The organism is Streptomyces sp. NBC_00454 (assembly GCF_041434015.1).
Lineage (GTDB): Bacteria > Actinomycetota > Actinomycetes > Streptomycetales > Streptomycetaceae > Streptomyces.
This window is the reverse complement of the sequence record NZ_CP107907.1, coordinates 65481-85037: the sequence shown is the minus strand read 5'-3', so window position 1 is coordinate 85037 and position 19557 is coordinate 65481. Positions and strand designations below refer to the sequence as shown.

The 19557-nt window shown below is 70.6% G+C and carries 20 protein-coding genes; 7 read left to right on the top strand and 13 right to left on the bottom strand.

Translation table 11 applies throughout. From position 1 onward, the window contains the following. Positions 1–9: 9 nt before the first annotated feature. Together OHU74_RS00415 and OHU74_RS00410 are read left to right on the top strand one after the other, a co-directional pair. Positions 10–648, top strand: a complete 639-nt coding sequence (locus tag OHU74_RS00415; protein WP_371613944.1) for a CBS domain-containing protein — start codon at positions 10–12, stop codon at positions 646–648. 93 nt (positions 649–741) lie between these two features. Continuing rightward, complete coding sequence (locus OHU74_RS00410) at positions 742–1440, top strand: response regulator (protein ID WP_371613945.1); 699 nt, start codon at positions 742–744, stop codon at positions 1438–1440. A 16-nt stretch (positions 1441–1456) separates the two neighbouring features. Here the strand turns inward: OHU74_RS00410 and OHU74_RS00405 are convergent, their stop codons facing one another. The 6 genes from OHU74_RS00405 to OHU74_RS00380 all read right to left on the bottom strand — a co-directional run bounded on the left by OHU74_RS00405 (position 1457) and on the right by OHU74_RS00380 (position 7893). Continuing rightward, on the bottom strand, positions 1457–3187 hold the full coding sequence (locus tag OHU74_RS00405; RefSeq protein ID WP_371613946.1) for a GAF domain-containing protein: 1731 nt from the start codon (positions 3185–3187) through the stop codon (positions 1457–1459). 36 nt (positions 3188–3223) lie between these two features. Further along, on the bottom strand, positions 3224–3544 hold the full coding sequence (locus tag OHU74_RS00400; protein WP_371613985.1) for a DUF1918 domain-containing protein: 321 nt from the start codon (positions 3542–3544) through the stop codon (positions 3224–3226). 2 nt (positions 3545–3546) lie between these two features. Then, entirely contained in the window at positions 3547–5880 is a 2334-nt protein-coding gene (locus tag OHU74_RS00395; protein ID WP_371613984.1) for a cation-translocating P-type ATPase, read from the bottom strand. A 44-nt stretch (positions 5881–5924) separates the two neighbouring features. After that, positions 5925–6041, bottom strand: coding sequence for a hypothetical protein (locus tag OHU74_RS00390; protein ID WP_371619519.1), 117 nt, complete (start codon positions 6039–6041; stop codon positions 5925–5927). Between the two features lie 87 nt (positions 6042–6128). Next, complete coding sequence (locus OHU74_RS00385) at positions 6129–6866, bottom strand: universal stress protein (RefSeq protein ID WP_371613983.1); 738 nt, start codon at positions 6864–6866, stop codon at positions 6129–6131. Positions 6867–6984: 118 nt separating this feature from the next. Then, entirely contained in the window at positions 6985–7893 is a 909-nt protein-coding gene (locus OHU74_RS00380; protein ID WP_371613950.1) for a universal stress protein, read from the bottom strand. A 252-nt stretch (positions 7894–8145) separates the two neighbouring features. Between OHU74_RS00380 and OHU74_RS00375 the strand changes: the two genes are divergently transcribed. The 5 genes from OHU74_RS00375 (at position 8146) to OHU74_RS00355 (ending at position 12818) form a co-directional block, all read left to right on the top strand. Beyond that, positions 8146–8814: a CBS domain-containing protein gene (locus OHU74_RS00375; RefSeq protein WP_371613951.1), complete on the top strand. Its 669-nt coding sequence runs from the start codon at positions 8146–8148 to the stop codon at positions 8812–8814. Between the two features lie 33 nt (positions 8815–8847). After that, a complete protein-coding gene (locus OHU74_RS00370; RefSeq protein ID WP_371613952.1) occupies positions 8848–9717 on the top strand; it encodes a universal stress protein in 870 nt (289 codons plus the stop codon). A gap of 109 nt (positions 9718–9826) precedes the next feature. Then, complete coding sequence (locus OHU74_RS00365) at positions 9827–10459, top strand: CBS domain-containing protein (protein ID WP_371613953.1); 633 nt, start codon at positions 9827–9829, stop codon at positions 10457–10459. A 13-nt stretch (positions 10460–10472) separates the two neighbouring features. Further along, positions 10473–11801: a universal stress protein gene (locus OHU74_RS00360; RefSeq protein WP_371613954.1), complete on the top strand. Its 1329-nt coding sequence runs from the start codon at positions 10473–10475 to the stop codon at positions 11799–11801. A gap of 24 nt (positions 11802–11825) precedes the next feature. Continuing rightward, positions 11826–12818 carry a nitroreductase family protein gene (locus OHU74_RS00355; RefSeq protein WP_371613955.1) on the top strand — a complete coding sequence of 331 codons (993 nt, stop codon included), beginning with the start codon at positions 11826–11828 and terminating at the stop codon, positions 12816–12818. Positions 12819–12860: 42 nt separating this feature from the next. Here OHU74_RS00355 and OHU74_RS00350 read toward each other — a convergent pair whose 3' ends face one another. From OHU74_RS00350 to OHU74_RS00320, 7 genes are all read right to left on the bottom strand, one after another. After that, on the bottom strand, positions 12861–13682 hold the full coding sequence (locus tag OHU74_RS00350; protein ID WP_371613956.1) for an ABC transporter permease subunit: 822 nt from the start codon (positions 13680–13682) through the stop codon (positions 12861–12863). Next, positions 13679–14596 (bottom strand): ABC transporter ATP-binding protein, encoded by a 918-nt coding sequence (locus OHU74_RS00345; RefSeq protein ID WP_371613957.1) that lies wholly within the window; start codon positions 14594–14596, stop codon positions 13679–13681. The genes OHU74_RS00350 and OHU74_RS00345 overlap by 4 nt, the downstream gene beginning before the upstream one ends. A 37-nt stretch (positions 14597–14633) precedes the next feature. Next, positions 14634–14918: a dsRBD fold-containing protein gene (locus tag OHU74_RS00340; RefSeq protein ID WP_371613958.1), complete on the bottom strand. Its 285-nt coding sequence runs from the start codon at positions 14916–14918 to the stop codon at positions 14634–14636. Positions 14919–15255: 337 nt separating this feature from the next. Next, the gene (locus tag OHU74_RS00335; RefSeq protein WP_371613959.1) at positions 15256–15756 is read right to left on the bottom strand and encodes a flavodoxin domain-containing protein; all 501 of its coding nucleotides are present in this window, start codon (positions 15754–15756) and stop codon (positions 15256–15258) included. Between the two features lie 332 nt (positions 15757–16088). After that, a complete protein-coding gene (locus OHU74_RS00330) occupies positions 16089–16538 on the bottom strand; it encodes a universal stress protein (protein WP_371613960.1) in 450 nt (149 codons plus the stop codon). 79 nt (positions 16539–16617) lie between these two features. Further along, positions 16618–19017: a glycoside hydrolase family 65 protein gene (locus OHU74_RS00325; protein WP_371613961.1), complete on the bottom strand. Its 2400-nt coding sequence runs from the start codon at positions 19015–19017 to the stop codon at positions 16618–16620. Further along, entirely contained in the window at positions 19014–19526 is a 513-nt protein-coding gene (locus OHU74_RS00320) for an HAD family hydrolase (protein ID WP_371613962.1), read from the bottom strand. Before OHU74_RS00320 ends, OHU74_RS00325 begins: the two co-directional genes overlap by 4 nt. Positions 19527–19557 lie beyond the last annotated feature (31 nt).

Sequence of the window (19557 nt, the reverse complement as noted above, 5' to 3'; positions counted from 1 at the left end):
GAGCCGGTCATGCCCGCATCCCGCTACACCGTCAGTGACGTCATGACGCACACCGCCATCGCCATCGGCCGTGGGGCGTCCTACAAGGAGATCGTCGAGCTGATGCACCAGTGGAAGGTCAGCGCGGTCCCCGTCCTGGAAGGCGAAGGCCGGGTCGTCGGCGTGGTCTCCGAGGCGGACCTGCTGCCGAAGGAAGAGTTCCGGCGTACGGACCCCGCACTGCCCGAGCAGCTGGAGGAAGCGTCGAAGGCCGGCGCGGTGCTGGCCGAGGAGCTCATGTCGAGCCCGGCGATCACCGTCCACCCCGACGCGCCCGTCACCGAAGCCGCCCGGATCATGGCCCGCAAGCACGTCAAGCGCCTGCCCGTCGTGAACGTGCTCGGCATGCTGGAAGGCGTGGTCAGCCGCAGCGACCTCCTCAAGGTGTTCCTGCGGCCAGACGAGGAGCTCGAGGAGGAGATCCGCCAGGCCGTGCTCACCGAACTGGCACCCGGTGTGACCTTGGACTTCGCCGTACAGGACGGCGTCGTCACCCTTCGCGGCCCACTGCGGGACCGGGTTTTGGTCCCCCTGCTCGCACGGGCGATCCGCGCGGTCGAGGGTGTCGTGGACGTCCGGATGGAGCTGGACGGCACCATCGCTGCCTAGCTCCGGTTCTCGTCGGCCACAGGGTGCCTTGCGCGTCTTCCTGAGACAATTCGGATGGAAAGGCACAGCACGTGGACCGAGCCAGGGGCGATCATGTCCGAGGATCCGAACGCCTCCGCAGAGGCGCCGATCAAGGTGTTCCTCCTCGATGACCACGAGGTGGTCCGGCGTGGGCTGCGCGACCTTCTGGATGCAGAGCCGGACATCACCGTCGTGGGTGAAGCCGGTACGGCCGAGCAGGCGCTGACCCGCGGGCCGGCGCTCCGTCCGGATGTCGCCGTACTCGATGTGAGGCTGCCCGACAGCGACGGCATCACCGTCTGCCGCGAGCTGCGCTCGCGCATGCCGGGGCTGGCCTGTCTGATGCTGACCTCGTTCGACGACGAGGACGCCTTGCTGGACGCGATCATGGCGGGGGCCGCCGGGTACGTGCTGAAGCAGATCAAGGGTGCTGACCTGGTCTCGGCCGTACGCACGGTCGCCACCGGCCAGTCCATGCTGGACCCCGCGACCACCGCCCGCCTGATGCACTCCCTGCGTGACCCGGAACCGGCGAAGACACCGGAGGACGCTCGCCTGGCAGCTCTGTCCGAACGGGAGCGGGCTGTGCTGGAGCTCATCGGCGAGGGCCTCACCAACCGGCAGATCGCCAAGCAGCTCTACTTGTCCGAGAAGACGGTCAAGAACCACATCTCGCGGTTGCTGGGCAAGCTCGGCGTGGAGCGGCGGGTCCAGGCGGCTGTGATCGCCGCCCAGGTCCACGAGCACGAGGCCGGAACGGTGAAGCGGTAGGAACGTCTGGTAGAGGTCACCGAGCCGGCGGGACCAGAGGTACCTCCCACTCCAGGCGAGTGCCCCGCTCCCCGTTTCCCGGCGCGGCAATCTCCATCTGGCCGCTGAGCCTTTCGGCACGCTCCGCCAGGTTCCGCAGTCCGCTGCGCCGACCGCCGGCGGGCAAGCCCACTCCATTGTCGGTCACCGTGATCGTCAGCTTCCCGTCGCCCGCGGCGATCGAGACCTCCACCCGCGTGGCCCCGGCATGGCGGGCGACGTTGGTGAGAGCTTCCCCCACCACGGCGATGACCTCGTCGGCGACGGCGGACGGTACGTCGGTGTCGATCAGTCCTTCCATCCGCAGGGCAGGGGCGAAGCCGAGGGCTGCGGCCGCCCCGTCCAGGGCCTTGACGGCGCGGGAGCGCAGCTTGGAGGCCTCACCGGGGGTTTCGTGCTCGCGGAGTCCGAAGATGGTCGATCGGATGATCTTGATGGTGGCGTCGAGGTCGTCCACGGCGCGCGCGATGCGTTCCGATGCCTGGGAGTGGTCAATGAACCGCTGGGCGCTCTGGAGGGTCATGCCGGTGGCGAAGAGGCGCTGGATGGCCAGGTCGTGCAGGTCGCGGGCGATGCGGTCGTGGTCCTCCAGGAGGCTCATCTGCTCGGTGTCACGGCGCCGGTCGGCGAGCTCCAGGGCGAGGGCGGCCTGGCTCGCAAACCCCGGAAGTGGGGCGACTTCCGTGGTGGCGAACACGGGGCGTCCGTGCCGCCGGGCCAGCATCAGGACGCCGCTCAGGCTTTCCTTGGTGCCGACGGTGACGGCGACCGCCGGGCCGAAGCCCGTCCACCGCTCGGGGTGCACGGTGACGTGCTCGTCGGTCGCCACGTCGGGGACCGTGATGAGGCCGTTGTGGGCCAGTGCGGCCTCGGCGAGGGTTCCCTGGGTACTGGGCAGGACGATCCCGCGGTGTGCCTCTGCTCCTTCCCCGAGGGCGAGGGAGCCTCGCAGTTCACCGGCGGAGCCGAGCAGGTAGAAGACGCCCATGTCGGCGCGGGTGATGTCCTTGGCCTGCTCCAGCATGCCCTCGAGGACTTCGTTCTCGGGCGCTCCGGAGAGCAGGGCGCTGGTGATGTCGGAGCTGGCCTCCAGCCAGCGCTCGCGCAGCCGGACCTCCTCGAAGAGCCGGGCGTTCTCGATGGCGATGCCGGCCGCGACGGCGAGGGTGGACAGGACCGCTTCGTCCTCGGCGTCGAAGTCGGCTCCGCCGCGCTTCTCGGTCAGGTAGAGGTTGCCGAAGACCGCCTCGCGGACCCGGATCGGGACACCGAGGAACGAGTGCATCGGCGGGTGGTGGTCGGGGAACCCGTACGAGGCCGGGTGCTCGGACAGCTCCGACAGCCGCAGTGGTTCGGGGTGGCGGATCAGCTCGCCGAGGATGCCGTGGCCGGAGGGCAGGTCTCCGATCTGTGCGCGGAGGGCGTCGCTGATGCCGACGGGAAGGAACTCGGCCAGTTTCTTGTCGTTCCCGATGACTCCGAGGGCCCCGTATTCGGCGTCCACGAGCACTACGGCGGCCTCGACGATGCCTTGCAGGACCTGCGGCAAGTCGAGTTCCCGGCCCACGGACATGACGGCTTCGAGTAGACCGTTCAGCCGGTCCCGCGTGCCTCTGACCTCGTCGATCCGTACCTGGAGTTCATCCAGCAGTTCGTCGAGCCGCAGACGAGGAACACCGCTCCGGGTGGGCTGTTCCCCTGTGCTCATGCCCGCCTCCGGCAGGAAGGGATGGCGAGACGGCCATCACTTCCACGGTATCTCCGGTCGGGGCGCCCGGCCTTTCCACTCAACGGGATGCCACTGCCCCTTCCGGCTCCTCCTCGTGTCGCGGCGTACCGGTTTCGTCGTGCAGCTGGCGGACGTGGGCGTCCGGTCCGGGAAGATCACGGTGGTACGGCCGGTGTCGGACCAGCGCACGTCGTACGGCGGGGTGCCGTCCTCGTGGTGCAGGGCGATGACTTCGCCGTCACGGCCTGTCGTTCCGACGGTGGGGCCGCCCACGATGATCTGGTCGCCGACCTCGGCGTGGATCCCGTCTCCGTGGGCAAGCGGATGCGCGTTCATGATCATGCCTTTCTGTGGAATGCGCCCCGCAGGAGCCGGGCGGCGACGAACGCCGCGAGGGCTGCCGAGGCGGCGAGCCCTATGCCGGCCCAGCCCACCGGCTGGGTGTCCAGCAGCGACTGCAGAGCGGGAAGGTGCAGGGCAGCCATCGCAAGGAGGGCGGAGGCCGCCACGGCGGCGGGGAGGGAGAGGTTCTGGGTGGTGAGCAGCCGGGCCCTCAGTCCCAGGGCCACGCCCAGCTGGGCTCCGAGCAGGGACAGGAAGAGCACGCTCTGCCAGGGCAGGCCCATGGAGCGCGCGCCGATGCCGGCGATCAAGCTGAAAGCCGTCACGGCCGCAGCGAGGATGAGGAGGCGTTGCCACACGCCTGCGGCCAGGATGTGCTGTCCGGGCGGCCGGGGCGGGCGCCGCATGGCCTCTGGTGAGGCCGGTTCGGCACCCATGGCCACGCCGGTCAGACCGTGTGTGAGGAGGTTGATCCACAGGATCTGGCCCGCCCGAAGCGGGAGGGCCAGGCCGAGTAGGGGACCTGCCAGCATCACGAGGATCTCGGCGGCCCCACCGGCCATCGCGTAGACGAGGAAGCGTCGGATGTTGTCGTAGACGCGGCGGCCTTCCTCGACGGCCGTGACCACGGTGGACAGCTCGTCGTCCGTGAGGACGAGGTCGGCGGCCTGGCGGGCCACCTCGGTGCCGCGGGCGCCCATGGCGACGCCGATGTCGGCCTGGCGGAGGGCGGGGCCGTCGTTGACGCCGTCCCCGGTCATGGCGGTCACTGCGCCGCGGGCCCTCCAGGCGTGGACGATGTCCAGCTTCTGCTGCGGATCGGTCCGGGCGAAGACGCGTACCGCGGTGAGGTCGGTGTCCGGTGCTGCGGCAAGCTCGGGTCCGGTGACGACGGAATCGGCTGGACCGTCCTCGACGAGGCCGATGCGTACGGCGATGGCGTGAGCCGTCGCGGGGTGGTCGCCGGTGATCATGACCGGGGTGATGCCGGCAGCGCGGCAGGCCGCCAGAGTGGTGGCGGCGGTCGCTTTCGGCGGATCGCTGATGGCGATCAGGCCGAGAAGGCTCAGTCCCTCTTCCGCCTCGGCGGCGGGCAGACTCCACTGGAGCCGTTCGGCGCCTGCCACCGCCAGGACCCTGAATCCGTGCGCGGCCAGCTGGGCAGCTTGCAGGCGAGCCTGGTCCAGGACCTCGGGCGGCTCGGCGAGCACCATGGGAGCCAGGACGCTCTCCGGCGCCCCCTTGAGGCAGACCAGGACGTTGCCGTCGGGCAGGTGGTGCAGGGTGGTCATCCGCTTACGCGAACTGTCGAACGGTGCTTCTCCGATCCGGGGGCAGTCCCGGTGCAGCTCGGCGGGGTCGGGGCAGCCTGCCTTGGCAGCGGCTGCCAGCAGTGCGGCCTCCATGGGGTCGCCCACGGCCGTCCATGCTGCGGAGCCGCTCTGGGGTGGTTTCAGGCTTGCGTCGTTGCACAGGGCTGCCGTGGTGAGCAGTTCCTGCAGTGGGCGGAGTTGCTCGGGCGTCAGGGAGCGTCCGGCCCGGGTCAGGTCTCCTTGGGGTTCGTATCCGCTGCCGGACACGTCCGCGGCTCCGGACGGCGTCCACAGGCGCTGGACGACCATGCGGCCCTCGGTGAGGGTGCCGGTCTTGTCCGTGGCCAGCACGCTCACCGAGCCCAGTGTCTCCACGGCCGGCAGGCGCCGGACCAGGGCGCCGCGGGCCGCCATGCGGCGGGCTCCGAGGGCGAGGGCGAGGGTGACCACGGCGGGCAGGGACTCGGGCACCGCGGCGACGGCCAGGCTGATGGCGGTGACCGCCATCGTGCTCACGCCGAGGCCGCGTAGGAGGCCCAGGGCGAAGAACAGCACGCACAGGGCGAGGGTGACGGCGGCAAGGACGCGGCCGAGGGAGGCGAGGCGGCGCTGGAGCGGTGTCGGCTCGTGGTCCCCGTCCAGGAGGGCTGCGATCCGGCCGAGGGCGCTGGCGGATCCAGTGGCCGTGGCCGTCGCCACACCTCGCCCGCGCACCACGACGGTGCCGGCGCTGACCACGTCACCCGTGGATTTGGCGACGGGTTCCGATTCGCCGGTGAGCATCGACTCGTCCATCAGGAGAGCGGATGCCTCGGTGAGATCGGCGTCCGCGGCGACGATGTCACCCTCGCCCAACAGCAGGCTGTCACCCAGTACCACGAGCGCTGCCGGCACTTCGTAGGCGGCGCCGTCGCGCAGCACCCGGGCGTGCGGGGCAGAGAGCGCGGAGAGCGCGGCGACCGCGCGGTCCGCCCGGACCTCCTGGGCCACTCCCACGGTCGTGTTGAAGACGACCACCAGGCCGATGACGACGGCGTCCGGGTGGTCGCCGATCGCGATGGTCAGGGTGCGGCACCGAGCAGCACCATGATCAGCGGATCACGCAGCTGCGCCAGTACCCGGCGGCGGAGGGGTGCAGGTCGCGGAGGTGCACCTCGTTGCGTCCATGTAGCGGCCAGCCGGCGTTCGGCCTCGGCCCGTGTCCAGCCCTGTCGGGGCCGAGGGCGACGGACGGCGTTTCGATCGCGCGGCTGGTCATGGCGGGCTCAGCCAGTGGGGACGGTGATCACGGGGCAGTGCGCGCGGTGCAGGAGGCCGTGGACGACGGATCCGATGCGCATGCCGGTGTATCCGCCGCGGCCGCGGCGGCCCACGACGACGGCCAGGGCGTGCTCGGCGGCCCGGGCGAGTTCCTCGACGGGGTGGCCGGCGAGGACTTCGTGCGTCACGTGCACGTCCGGGTACTTGTCCGACAGGCCGGCGGTGGCCTCGGAGAGCAGGGTGCGCTGGGCGTGCAGTGCCACCTCTTCGTCGTTCAGCATGATGAGCGGCGGCTGCCACGCGGGCGACCCGCAGCGCCGCCCCCCGGAGGTCGGCTCGTCGAAGGCGAAGTCCAGCGCGGCAGTGGCGGACGCGCTGCCGTCGATACCGGCGACGACGTAGGGCGGCTGCTGGCTGATGTGTTCGGCGTCGCCCACGACGACGACCGGGCAATGGGCCTGGGCAGTGACGGGGACCACGAGCGAGCCGGCGCTGAAGAACTCGGCGGTGCGGCTCAGGTGCCGGGAGCCGAGGACGATCATGCGGGCTTCTCGCGCCGCGCCGCCCAGGACGGGGACGGGGAAGCCGCCGAGCAGATCGCCGGTGACGGCCACCTCGGGGTGGCGGTCACGCACCCAGTTGCACGCTTGGCCGAGCCTGTCGGATGCGGCCTGCCGCAGGGCCGTCTGACCGGGGGTGTCGTCGACGTGATGGGTGTCGTGCTGGGGCGGTACCGCGAGCACCAGGCGTAGCGGGAGCCGGCGCCGTTGTGCCTCGTCGGCGGCCCAGGCCAGGAAAGGTGCCAGTCCCTGTCCGGGTCGATGCCCACGACGATGCCATGGCTTCCTGTCAGGTGGATGGTCATGACCGGCTCCCGAAGTCGCTGCCGGTCCGGGGGATGAGGAGGACGGGGCAGTGGGCGTGGTGCAGCAGGCTGTGCGTGGCCTTGCCCAGGCTGGGGGCGAGTCCGAGGGGCCCTGGGATCCGGCGGCCGCCCATGACGAGCAGGTCGGCGTGCCGGGACGCCTCGACCAGGACACCGGCCACGGAGATGCTCTTCTCCGCATCGGCCTGCACCTCCAGGTCGGGGAACTCGCCGCGGACCACGTCCGTGACGGCCCGAAGGGTCTCTGCACGGCCGCCGGCGATCTCGTCGACGCCGTCGAGCATGCTGACCACCTCACCTACGGACTGGAGCACGTTCCACACGTGCAGGAGCCGCAGGGAGGCCTTGTGCAGCTCGGCTTCCCGGGCGGCGTACCGGGCGATCAGGAGGTCGTGCTCATCGCGGATCGCCGCGAGGACCGTGCCGGTCTCCTCGGCCCCGTCGATGCCCCGGACGACGATGACGGGCGTCATGGCGATGGCCGCGGTGCCCAGCCCGACCGAGCCGAGCATGAGGGAGTTGAAACCGCCCAGCCCGCGGTTGCCCACCACGACCGTGCCGTGGAGCCCGCCGGCCCGGTGAAGGCTGTCGACGGCGCTCGCGCGGCTGAACTCGGTGGTCACGTTCAACCCGGGGTACTCGGCCGACACGGCCTTCGCCGTCTCGTCAAGGATGGCCCGGCCGTTGACACGGATACGGTCGATGGTCTCCGCCGACACGTACAAGGCCCTGCCGTCGGTGTCGGAGCCGTAGACGATGTGGAGGGGGCGGTCACGGCGTGCGGCCTCCTTGGCCGCCCACAGGGCAGCGACGCGCGCCGACTGTGAGCCGTCCACGCCGACGGTGACCGAGCTGGTGTCCGGGGTGCGGAATGTGCTTTCCACGATTCCTCCCAACCGAGAAGCCGATGAGGGACACCACCCACGGTGGCACCGCCGCCGTTTCGGCAAGAGGGCCGCCCGGGACCGCAGACGGGACCAAAGGTCCCCATCGTCGTCGACCGGAGACCTCGGGCCCTTGCGGCCCCCCGGACGGGACCGTTCGGCCCTCGATCGCCGGCGGCCTTCGACGGATGGTGGGGACACACCCCACACCGGACACCAGCCTCGCGTGACACGGCGGAGCAGGAGGGCCTCATGAAACATCTCAAGGTGGCGAACCTGATGACCGACGAGGTCGTGTCCGTGGCCCCGGGCACCGGTTTCAAGGACGTCGCGAAGCTCCTCGCCCAGTACGACATCTCGGGAGTCCCTGTCCTGGACGACGAGGACCGCGTGGTGGGCGTCGTCTCGCAGACCGACCTGCTGGCCCACACGGTGTCGGGCTCCCATCCCTCTGAGCAGAGCCCCCCGGCGCCTGGTCCGCCCACCGCGGGCGAGGTCATGTCCGCGCCGGCGGTCACCGTTCACGCCGAAGAGACAGTGGCTGACGCCGCCCGGCTGATGACCCGTCGCGGCATCGAACGCCTCCCCGTCGTGGACGTGGAGGACCGGCTCGTCGGCATCGTCACCCGCCGGGACCTGCTCCGCCTGTTCCTGCGCCCGGACTCCGAGATGCGCCGGCGTATCACCGACGAGGTCCTCACGGAGGTGCTCGGTGTGCCGGCCGGTGACGTCGACGTCCATGTGGTCGACGGCATCGTCACTTTGGAGGGCCGTGTCGAGCGTAGGAGTCAGCTCCCTGCGCTTCTCGGCCTCGTCGAACAACTCGACGGGGTCGTCGCCGTGGCATCACGCATCACCGCCCGAACCGACGACACGGCAGGCATGCACGCGGACCGTGCCCGGCACGCCATGCCGTGGTGATGAGCGCCGGACCGTACGAAGGGAATCGAAGCCATGAAGAACCACGTGACCGTCGGAGTCGACGGCTCCCCTGAGAGCCGGGCAGCAGCACGCTGGGCCGCGCACGAGGCCGTCCTGCGGCAGGTGCCGCTCCGCCTCGTGCACGCCGTCGACTGGCCCCTGGACCCGATGTTCCCCGGACTGGGCCGCCAGGACGTGGACCGCTGGGCGGACCAGGCTCTGGCCGAGGCCGCGACGGAGCTGCACGGGCGCCACCCGCACCTGGAGATCACGACCCGCTGCCTGACGGCACGGCCGGCAGCCGCTCTCGCGGCCGAGGCCGCCGACGCCGGCCTGCTGGTCCTGGGATCGCGCGGTCTGGGCGGCCTGGTCGGTTTCGTCGTCGGCTCGGTGGCGATGTCCACCGTGGTCGCGACCGACACCCCGGTCGTCCTCGTTCGCGTCACCGACGACCCCGACGGCCCGGGCACCGGCTCCGGCGCTGAGATCGTCGTGGGTGTCGACATCCATGAAGCGTGCGACCGGGTACTCACCTTCGCCTTCGAGGAGGCGGCCCGGCGCGACTGCCCGCTGCGGGCCGTGCACGGCTGGAAGATGCCGGCCGCCTACAGTTACGTCCCCTTCTTCGACCCGGACAACGAACGGGACATCGGCAGGAGCGTCACACACATGGTGGACGACATGCTGCTGCCCTGGCAGCGCAAGTTCCCCGACGTGAATGTCAGCCACAACGTGTTCATGGGATCCGCGGGCGAGCATCTCGTTCGGGCCTCGCAAGGAGCGGGACTCGTCGTCGTGGGGCGCCATCTTCGCCGCTCCGCCCTCGGGGCGCACCTGGGCTCGGTCGCCCACGCGGTCCTGCACCACGCAGCAGCCCCCGTAGCCGTCATCGCCCACGACTGAAGGAGCGGTACTGGTGGCCAGACCACCTCAAAGCCCCGGACAGCCCTACCCAGGGACGGTCGCCCCTCACACCATCATGAGCACGGCCGTCCCACTGAGGAGGAAGACCATGAAGCACCTGCGCACCGTCGAGGACGTCATGACACACGCCGTGATCTCCGTCGACCGAAGAACCGCGTTCAAGGACATCGTGGAAGAACTGCGGATGTGGAACATCAGCGCGCTCCCCGTCCTGGCCCAGGACGGACAGGTGGCCGGCGTCGTCTCCGAAGCCGACCTGCTGCTCAAGACCCAAGGCACCGACACGACCCACGACACCGCCGCCGAGCAGCTGACGACCCGCCCGGCCGTGACCGTCACGAAGGACGCCACCATCCCCACCGCGGCGCGTCTGATGGCCCGCAGGCACCTCAAGCGCCTTCCCGTTGTCGACGACGACGGCCGACTCGTCGGCGTCGTCAGCCGCGGCGACCTGCTCAAGGTCTTCCTGCGCCCGGACGAGGACATCGGCGCCGAGATCCGCGAACTGATCATGTATCAGCTACCGCCGCAAGTTCCCGCCGAAAGGCACGTCCACGTGCACGGTCCCGTCGAGGTACACGTCCACGTCGCCGACGGCATCGCCTACCTCAACGGTTCGCTGCCGGACCCCGCGATGGAAGACATCGTCGTCCGCGCTGCCAGTACCGTACCGGGCGTCGTCGACGTCAAGGCGGACTTCACCGCCCCCGTCTCCGCCTGAAGGCACCACCGCCATGAGGCACCGCAGTGTCGCGGACCTGATGACGCACACCGCCGTCACCGTCCGGCGCACGACCACGTTCAAGGAGATCGCTCGGCTCCTGAAGGAGTTCGACATCACCGCCATGCCCGTCGTCGACGAAACCGGGCACCCGGTCGGCGTCGTATCCGAAGCCGACCTTCTCCGCCGGCGGCCCGCCGGTGGTGCCGCAACAGCCGAGGAGCTGATGACCAGCCCGGCCGTCACAGCCCGACCCGAGTGGAGCGTGGTCCGCGCGGCCCGGGTCATGCAGCGGCACCGGGTCAAGCGGCTGCCGGTCGTCGACGTCGACAACAGACTCACCTGCGCCGCAGTAGAACGGGGCAGGGCCGGTCGGTCCCCGGTTGGGCCGCTCGGTCCCTCCCAGAGGCCCCGCAAGCGGAAGAGCCTGGAAGCAGCAACCATCCGACCCAGGAGGAACATCATGTCGAACCGGATCACGGTGGGTCTGGACGGATCGAGCGCCGGCAGCGCCGCAGCCGACTGGGCCGCCAACGAAGCCGAACTGCGCGGTGCAGCTCTGGAACTCGTCCACGCGGAGGACTGGGCCCAGTACGGACCCTTTGCCGCGCCACTTCCCGAACCGCGTCCTCAGTGGGCAGAAGACCTCCTTTCGCGCACGCGGGACCGGCTGCTGCGCGAACACAGCACGCTCGACATCAGCACCCACAGCACGAATGGACTCGCGGCCTCCAAGGTCCTCGCCGCGTCTGCGGAAGATGCGGACCTGCTCGTCCTGGGCTCTCGTGGACTCGGCGCCGTCGCCGGGTTCATCGTGGGCTCGACCGCCTCGGCGACCCTTCCCGAGACCGACACACCCGTCGTCCTCGTGCGCTCCGTCGACGGCCGAGACCAACCGACCGGGCACGCGGACGATGCCGGACCGGTGGTGCTCGGCGTGGACCTGCGCAGCAACTGCGACCGGCTCCTCGCCTTTGCCTGCGAGGAAGCGGACCGGCGGGCCTGCCCGCTCGTCGTCGTACACGGCTGGTCGCTCCCGCCGGTCTTCTCCTACGCTCCCGCCCTCGACCTCGGCGTCGAGAAGGAAATGGCCGGCGGACTCGAGACCACGCTCCACGAGCTGCTGAGTCCGTGGGAGCGGAAGTATCCGCGACTCTCCGTCGATGCACGCATCGTCATCGGCCAGCCCGCCATCCAGATCCTGGACGCTGCGCCTGGCGCGGCCCTCGTCGTGGTTGGCCGGCGTATCCGTCGCCCGGCACTCGGCGCCCGCATCGGCCCCATCACCCACGCGGTGATGCACCACGCCACCTCACCGGTCGCCGTCGTGGCGCACGACTGAGGCCGCACAGACAGGAACAGTCCCGTGACCGCAACATACTTCGACCCCGACACCGTCATGCTGCTCGTCGGCGACGCCGTCACCGCCCCGTCCATGCACAACGCCCAGCCATGGAAGTTCGTGTTCCATGTCGGCAGCAGTGCGCTGGCCCTGTACGGCGATCCGGATCGCGCCATGCTTCGGACCGACCCGGATCACCGCAGCCTCCACCTCGGCTGCGGTGCGGCACTGTTCAACCTCCGCGTGTCCGCAGCCTCGATCGGTCTCCCGGTTCGCGTCCGGCTCCTGCCCGACGACGCCGAACCGTGGCTGCTCGCCACGGTGACCATCGACGAAACCACGGCCGCGGACCGCGAGCTGGCCTCCCTGCACGACGCCATCCGGCGCCGGCACACCAGCAGGTACCCCTTCGGCGAGGAGCCGGTGCCGACGGCGTTGCTGGACGGTCTGTGGGCTGCGGCCCACTTGGAGGGCTGCAGGCTCACCGTCCCGGATACCTGGCACATCGACACCGTGCTCGGGCTGGTACGGGACGCCGAACACCGCGAGGAGATCGATCCGCTCGCCCGGGCGGAGACCACGGCCTGGACCTCCCACACGCAGAGTGCTACGGGCACGCGCCGCGACGGCATTCCTGCCGCCGCATTCGGACCCAAGGCTTCCGGCGGCCCCACCCCCGTGCGCGACTTCGGTTGGGCCAACCCGATACCTGATCGCGGCTGGGCCGTGTTCGAGAAGCGGCCGCAGCTGGCTCTGCTCAGCACAGAGGGGGACGCGAGAGCCGACTGGCTACGCGCAGGCCAGGCGATGGAACGCGTCCTTCTGCAAGCCACTGCTGACGGCCTTGCCACCTCGATGACGTCCCATCCCCTGGAATGGCCGGAGCTGCGGTGGACTCTGCGTGACCCGGTGGCAGCCATGGGGCACGTGCAGATGGTCTTCCGTCTCGGCTACGGCCCCGCAGGCCCCGACACGCCCCGCCGCCCGTTGTCCGAGGTCATGGAAATCCGGGAGTAGAAGCCGGCGGAACGGCGCGTAGACGCTCAATGGCGCATCCGCTCAGGGCGCGAGGTCCCGGCGTCGGAGCAGCAGATGGGCCAGCAGGATGCCCAGCACTCCCGCTCCGACCAGGATCCCGAGCTGGGGCCAGAGCACGCCGCCTTCGGCCAGGGCGTCGCCCGGGGCGTAGTAGTGGAAGGGGCTGAGAAACCTCAGCGATGCTGCGGGCGACCAGGCCAGTGCGATGAAGTTGACGGCGAAGCCGACGGCCCCGATCGCGATGGTCGCGCCGACCACCTGGGCCCGCCGTCGTCCCGCCGCCGACACGGCCATCGCCGGCCCGATCAGGCACACGGCGAAGCCGAGGCCCATGAGCCCGGCGGCGAACACCCCGCCGATCGGCACCGCCCGGTGGATGTCCGGTGACAGCGCCACCCCCACCGCGACCGTGAGGGTCGCGGCAAGGTTCAGGGACAGCGCCGCGAGCACCAGCGCGGCGGTCCGCTCGGCCAGCAGCCGGGTACGGCTGACGGGACGCACCATGACGAGTTCCACCGTCCCGGATTCCACGTCCGCGGCCACGGCGGCCGCGGCGAGCGAACCGATCGCGGTGAGCTGGATGGCGATCCAGAAGGGGTGCGTGAGGCCGGCGCCCAGCAGCCCGGGGTAGCTGGCGATCGACACGTCGCCGCTGGACCCGCTGAAGGCCCGGTAGGCCGAGGGTGGCCCCTTCCCGCCCGCGGAGAAGAGCTGCCCCGGAGGAATCGCATTGGCGACCACCACGATGAGCGCCTCGAACACGACCATCCCGACGAGCAGGGCAGCCAGCATCCGGCGCCGCCGGTACAGGGCGAGCCACAAGAGCGGCCATTGCCGTCTCACGGCTCCGCCCGCCCGGCGCCGTCGCGGTACAGGTCCATGAAAGCCTCGTCCAGCCCGGCCTCCTCCACCGTGACGTCGGCCACCGGCAGGCTGAGCAGGGTGCGCAGCGCGCCCACCGCTTCGCTCGGAGGTACGAGCAGCTCCACCCGGTCCCCCTGCCAGCGCGGGTCCCAGCGCTCCGCGCCGCCCAGTGGCCGTACTCCTTGCCCGTCCGCGAAGGACAGGCGGATCCGCCTGGCACGGGCCTCGCGCAGGCCGGCCACGCTCTGGACCGTGACCAGTCGTCCGTCCCGGATGATCGCCACCCGCCCGCACGTGCGCTGCACCTCCGGCAGGATGTGGCTGGAGAGCAGCACGGTGCGTCCGCCGGCGGCCGCCTCGCCCAGCAGTGCGAAGAACGTCTCCTGGACCAACGGGTCCAGTCCCTCGGTCGGTTCGTCGAGCACCACCAGATGCGGATCGTGCTGCATCGCCTGCACCAGCCCGAGCTTCTGCTTCATGCCCCGCGAGTAGCCCCCGACGGGGCGGGCGAGGACCGCGGGCGTCAGCCCCAACCGGTCGCACAGCTCGCCGCGGCGGGGCACGGGTGCTCCCTGGAGCGCGGACAGCAGATCGAGCGTTTCCGCTCCGGAGAGTTCCGGGTAAAGGCGCAGCTCACCCGGCAGGTACCCCAGATGCGGAGCCACCCTGCTGTGATCGGAGATCGGGTCCAGCCCGAGCACCCGAACGCGCCCCTCGGTCGGCCGGAGCAGCCCGATCAGGCACCGCAGCGTGGTCGTCTTTCCCGCACCGTTCGGCCCGAGGAAACCGAACACCTCACCCGGTTGCACTGTGAGGCTCAGGCTGTCGACTCCCATCACCGGCCCGTACCTCTTGGTCAGTCCGGTCAGCTCGATGGCCGGCCTGTCACGCATGGGTCCAGTCTGAGCCTGCTGCTGGAGACCTGCCTGCTCACCCAAGGTCGTAGGCCGAGAGGGAGGCGTGCCGCGGTGCGGTCCCCGCTGCTGCCATGTCGGTGTAGGCGGTGCGCTTGAGCTGCATCGCCAGGTTTTCGAGCGCCCGGGCGGCCGCGAGCTCGTCGCCGATCTCGGGCACGTCCTTGTCCGTGGGGTTGCAGCGCGCGGTGCCGTGGCCCGTGAGGCGGGTGGTTCCGGTGTCGAGTTCGACGCGGACCTTGGTCGCGTGATCTTCCTCGAAGAGGTAGAGGTGGGACTTCCATTCGGTCGTGTGCGACATGGTGTGCCTCCGATCGGATCAGGAGTAGCGGTGGTGCCGGCGTCGGGCCCAGCGTCGGATCTCGTCGCTTCCCCAGATCAGCGGTGGGGGTCGAGATGAGGAGAACGGCATCCGAAGGTGGCGGTTCTCGCGGTGAGCGGCGGGGCGGTTGCCGTCCGTCCAAGCGGATCGCCCGAGGGCCACCGCGGCGATGCCGGCCGGCAGGTCAGCGCGAAGGCGGATGCAGACGGGCCCGGGTACGGTCGGCATTACGCCTGAGCGGGTTGCCCCCATCCCTTTCATCCGGTGGTGCATGGCACGCCTCCGTGCTGGTGCGTACCGGAGCAGGGCCGTCCCTTCAGGCGGCCACGAGCTCGGCGCTGATGTGGTGGGCCCACTTCTGGATGCGCTCGGGGTTGCGGAAGTCTCCGCCCTTGCCCTGGCGGTTCAGCGCCTTGGCGAGGAAGCCCGGGGTGTGGGCCGTAATGCTGCCGCCGAAGGTCATGTGCTCGCGCGCTCCGATCAGCTGCATCTCCCGGGCGACGGCGGAGACCGGAGGGATGTCGTGTTCCTCGGCCGAGCGGTCGAGCGGGCCGCTGCTGAACATCCACACCGGGCGGTGCCGCAAGGAGTCGGCATTGCGTTCCGCGCAGTGCTTGGCCTTGCTGCTCCAGTGGCCGGCGTAGAGGGCTCCGCCGAGGACGACGGCGTCGTAGGCGCGGACGTCGTGGACATCGTCGGCGGGCAGTACGACGGCGTCGAGACCGTCCTCCCGGAGGGTCGTGCCGATCTGTTCGGCGATGCCGGCGGTGGCTCCGTGCTTGGTGCCGTAGGCGACCAGGACTCGCTTGGTGCTCATGGCGGGTGCTCCTTGGTTGCGTGGTGAGGGGCTGATGCCACTGTCACGCGGCCACGGGCTGGTCCGCTTGGGCCGGACGGACCCCTACGGAGGCCATTCGGTCCTCTCCGAAGCGGCCCTCCTGGACCAGGGCCGTGGCCGACACGATGAGCACTCGCCGCAAACCTGCTCGTCAACGCAGCTAGTCCGGAAAGGCCTACCACCACCGCGTAGACCTGTGCGCCCTCGGTCAAGTGAGACCCGACCAGGGGCACCCGGACGTGCCCGCGCGCCCGGCTGCCCGCGGAGACGAAGGAGTGGCTGGGCCGAACGCCCGGCACGTCAAGGTGGGGCTATGGGACGGACACGTCCGCCCGGATGATGGTGATCGGGCACGGCGCGTGGAGCGCGGCCTGCTGGCTCACCGAACCGAGCAGGGCCCGGCGGAAGCCGCCGCGACCGCGGCTGCCCACGACCAGCATGTCCGCACCCTCTGCCGCGTCCACCAGGACGTCGACGGGATTGCCGCGCACCAGGCGCTGGTGCACGGAGGAGGCACCGTCCTCACCGAGGACCGTGCGGACCTCCTCGACCAGACGCCGCTCGGCCTCCTCCTCGTCGAACGTGGCGTCGACCGCCGGGGCCGACCACGACGCGGCACCGGGCAGGTCCCATGCCGCGACCGCCTCCACTCGCCCGCTCACCAGCGCTGCGTACCGGACCGCCCAGCGCAGCGCGGCCTGGGACGAGGGCGATCCGTCGACGCCCACGACGATCCGCGGAGCCTCATGCTGCCTGTCCATTCCGTTCACCCTTCCAAACGGCTGATACATCCACAGTGTGCGCATCACGAACGCACCGCCAGGCGGAACGGCTACCGTGTCAGCCCTTGGGGAGCCGGAACCACCGCTCCTGGCCTGCGGCAATGCGTTCGTGCCGGTTGCCGGGCAGGACCAGGGGCACGGGGCCCAGGGGTGACGGTGGGACGGAGATGCCGAGTCGGCCGGGCCGGAACCGGATACGGATGTCCCGGTGCCCCAGGTAGGAGATCGAGAACGAGGAACCGGGGACTTCGGAGAGGGGCACCGGGGCGATGTGCAGGCCGTCGCCGTGGGGCTCGAGTCCGACGATGCCGCGCTCGACGAGGTCGAGGGTGCCGCCCATGGCACCGAGGTGGATCCCTTCGCCGGTGGTGCCGCCCTGGACGTCGGTGACGTCACTGAGTAGGGCTTCCTGGCAGTAGCGCCAGGCGTCCGGGCCCTGCTCGCGGGCGAGGACCCAGCCGTGGACGAGGCTGCTCAGCGTGGAGCCGTGGCAGGTGTGGCGCAGGTAGTAGTCCGCCGTCCGGCCCCAGAGGCCGTCGTCGAGGCGGTGTCCGAGCCGAAGGAAGAGTTGTTCGAGCTCTGCGGGGCGGAAGAGGTAGCCGAGCATGAGGGTGTCGGCCTGCTTGGACGCCTGGTAGCGGTTGGGTGTGTCCCCTTCGGCTTCAAGGATGCGGTCCAGGCGGCGGATGTCGTGGTAGCGGGTGCGGTAGCCGTCCCAGTCGAGCTCGGCGAGGTCCCCGTAGCCGTGGAACTGGCTGATCACGTCGCAATGAAACGGCACGTACAGGCGGCGGGACACGTCTTCCCAGACGGTGAGCTCGTCGGGGCAGATGCCGAGCTGCGTGAGGAGCTCCGCGCGCCGGGCCGCCGGGAGTTCCCCGTACAGGTCGAGGGCGCGGGCCAGTACCCACGCGGCGGTGACGTTGGTGTAGGCGTTGTCGTCGATGCCGGGATGGGCGGCATCCGGGTAGGCGTCGTGATACTCGTCCGGTCCGACGACGCCGCGGATCCGGTAGCGGCCCAGGCCGGCGTCCCACGTCGCCGCGTTGGCCCAGAAGTGGGCTATGTGCAGGAGGAGTTCGGCGCCCGGGCCGTGCATGAATCCGGCATCGCCGGTGGCCTGCCCGTACCGCCACACGTTCCAGGCGATGGCCGACCCCACGTGGCGCTGGAGGTGGGAGTGGTCCGGAAGCCAGCGGCCGGAGCGCGGATTGAGGTGCAGCCGCTGTGTCTCCTCGCTGCCGGAACTGCCGCTCTGCCAGGGGAACATGGCTCCCTTCGCGCCAGCCCGGCGGGCGGACTCCCGGGCCGCAGGGAGGCGTCGGTGCCGGTACGTCAACAGGGCTCGAGCGGTCTCGGGGAGGTGGAGGGCGAGGCAGGGCAGGAGGAACAGCTCGTCCCAGAAGACGTGCCCCCGGTACGCCTCGCCGTGAAGGCCGCGGGCGGGGACGCCGGCGTCGAGCTCCGCAGTGTGCGGCGAGAGGGTCTGCAGGACGTGAAAGGCGTGCAGCCGAAGTACCTTGGCGGTCTCGCCGGGCACCCTCAACTCTCCTTCGCTCCAAAGGCGTTGCCAGGATGCCCGGAGGGAGGCCAGCAGGGAGGGAAAGTCCGGGGCGTGTGTGGCGCCGTCGATGCTCCGCCGCAGCGGATCGGTCGAGGGACGGTCGAGCGAAGTACACAGGGCGGCGGTCTTCACGACGGCGACCGGAGCGGCCCGCTTGATCGGCAGGATGAGTGTCTGTGTGGCGGTGGCGGCGGTGCATACCCGGTCTACCGGTGCCACAGGTCGTGCGGATGTCCGGACTGCGAGCCCGATCCGTACCCGGGAGGTGGCGGTAGTGCAGGAGAGCCAGGCGGTGCCCTCCGCCTCCACCCCGGACCGGTGCTCGACGAGGTGCCGCCCGGCCAGGGCGCGGTAGCGGTCGACTCCCGCGTTGGTGACGTTGCCGTCGAGTACGGACTCGATCTCGATCCTGCCGCTCCAGCCGTAGGCTCTGAACACCGTGTTCTGTGCGGCCAGGTTCGGGTCGCCCATGTGGACGAGGCGGGTGTGGGTGACGCCCAGGCGGCGGCCTTCGGTGTCGTGGAAGAGCATGTGGCGGGTGAGCGTTCCGGCGCGCAGGTCCAACGTCACGTGGCTGTGGCGCAGGGTCGGGTGGTCGGGCGTGAGCCAGTCGCCGGGTGGTGCGCCCTCGGGCAGGCAGCGGTACCGCAGGGCGGTCCAGTCCGACAGCCGGACCATGTCCTCGTTGGAGACCGTACGTCCGCCGACGGTGGAGTCGAGCCGGTTGTAGCAGCCGGCCAGGTAGGTGCCCGGGTAGTGGATGTCATCGGCGACGCTTTCGGGTGCTGAACCGCGCGTGGCGAAGCGGCCGTTGCCCAGGGTGCACAGGGACTCGACCAGCCGCTCGGTCTTGGGGTCGTAGCGTTGGTACTCCCAGCTCCAGGCCTTGGTCACGGGCGGTCGCCTTCGAGTGCGGCGGCCAGTCCGCCGAGGTCGGGGAGGATCAGGTGGGCGCCGTGTACGCGCAGGGCATCCCTCGTATGCGGGTCGCCCTCGCGGTTGAGTCCCACCACCAGGCGGAACCGGCCTCGGTGTCCCGCCTCGACGCCGGCTAGTGCGTCCTCCACCACGGCAGTATGAGCGGGGGGCGCGCCGAGACGGCCGGCAGCTTCGAGGAAGAGGGCAGGATCGGGCTTGCCCGGAAAACCAAGTGCGGCAGCGTCCTGGCCGTCCACCAACGCGTCGAAGTAGCCGATGAGCCCCGCGGACTCCAAGAGGGAGCGGGCATGCCGCGAAGCCGAGACGGCCGCGCACCGGATCGCCTTCTCCTTCAGTTCCTGGAGCACGGGCCGCACGTCCTCGAAGGCGCGGACACCCTCGGTGCGCAGCATTGCGGAGAAGGCCTGCTCCTTGCGGGCGGCGACCGCGTGGACGGTGGCGCACCCGGGCTGATCCTCGGGCATTCCGGGCGGGAGGTCGATGTGCCGGGCAGCG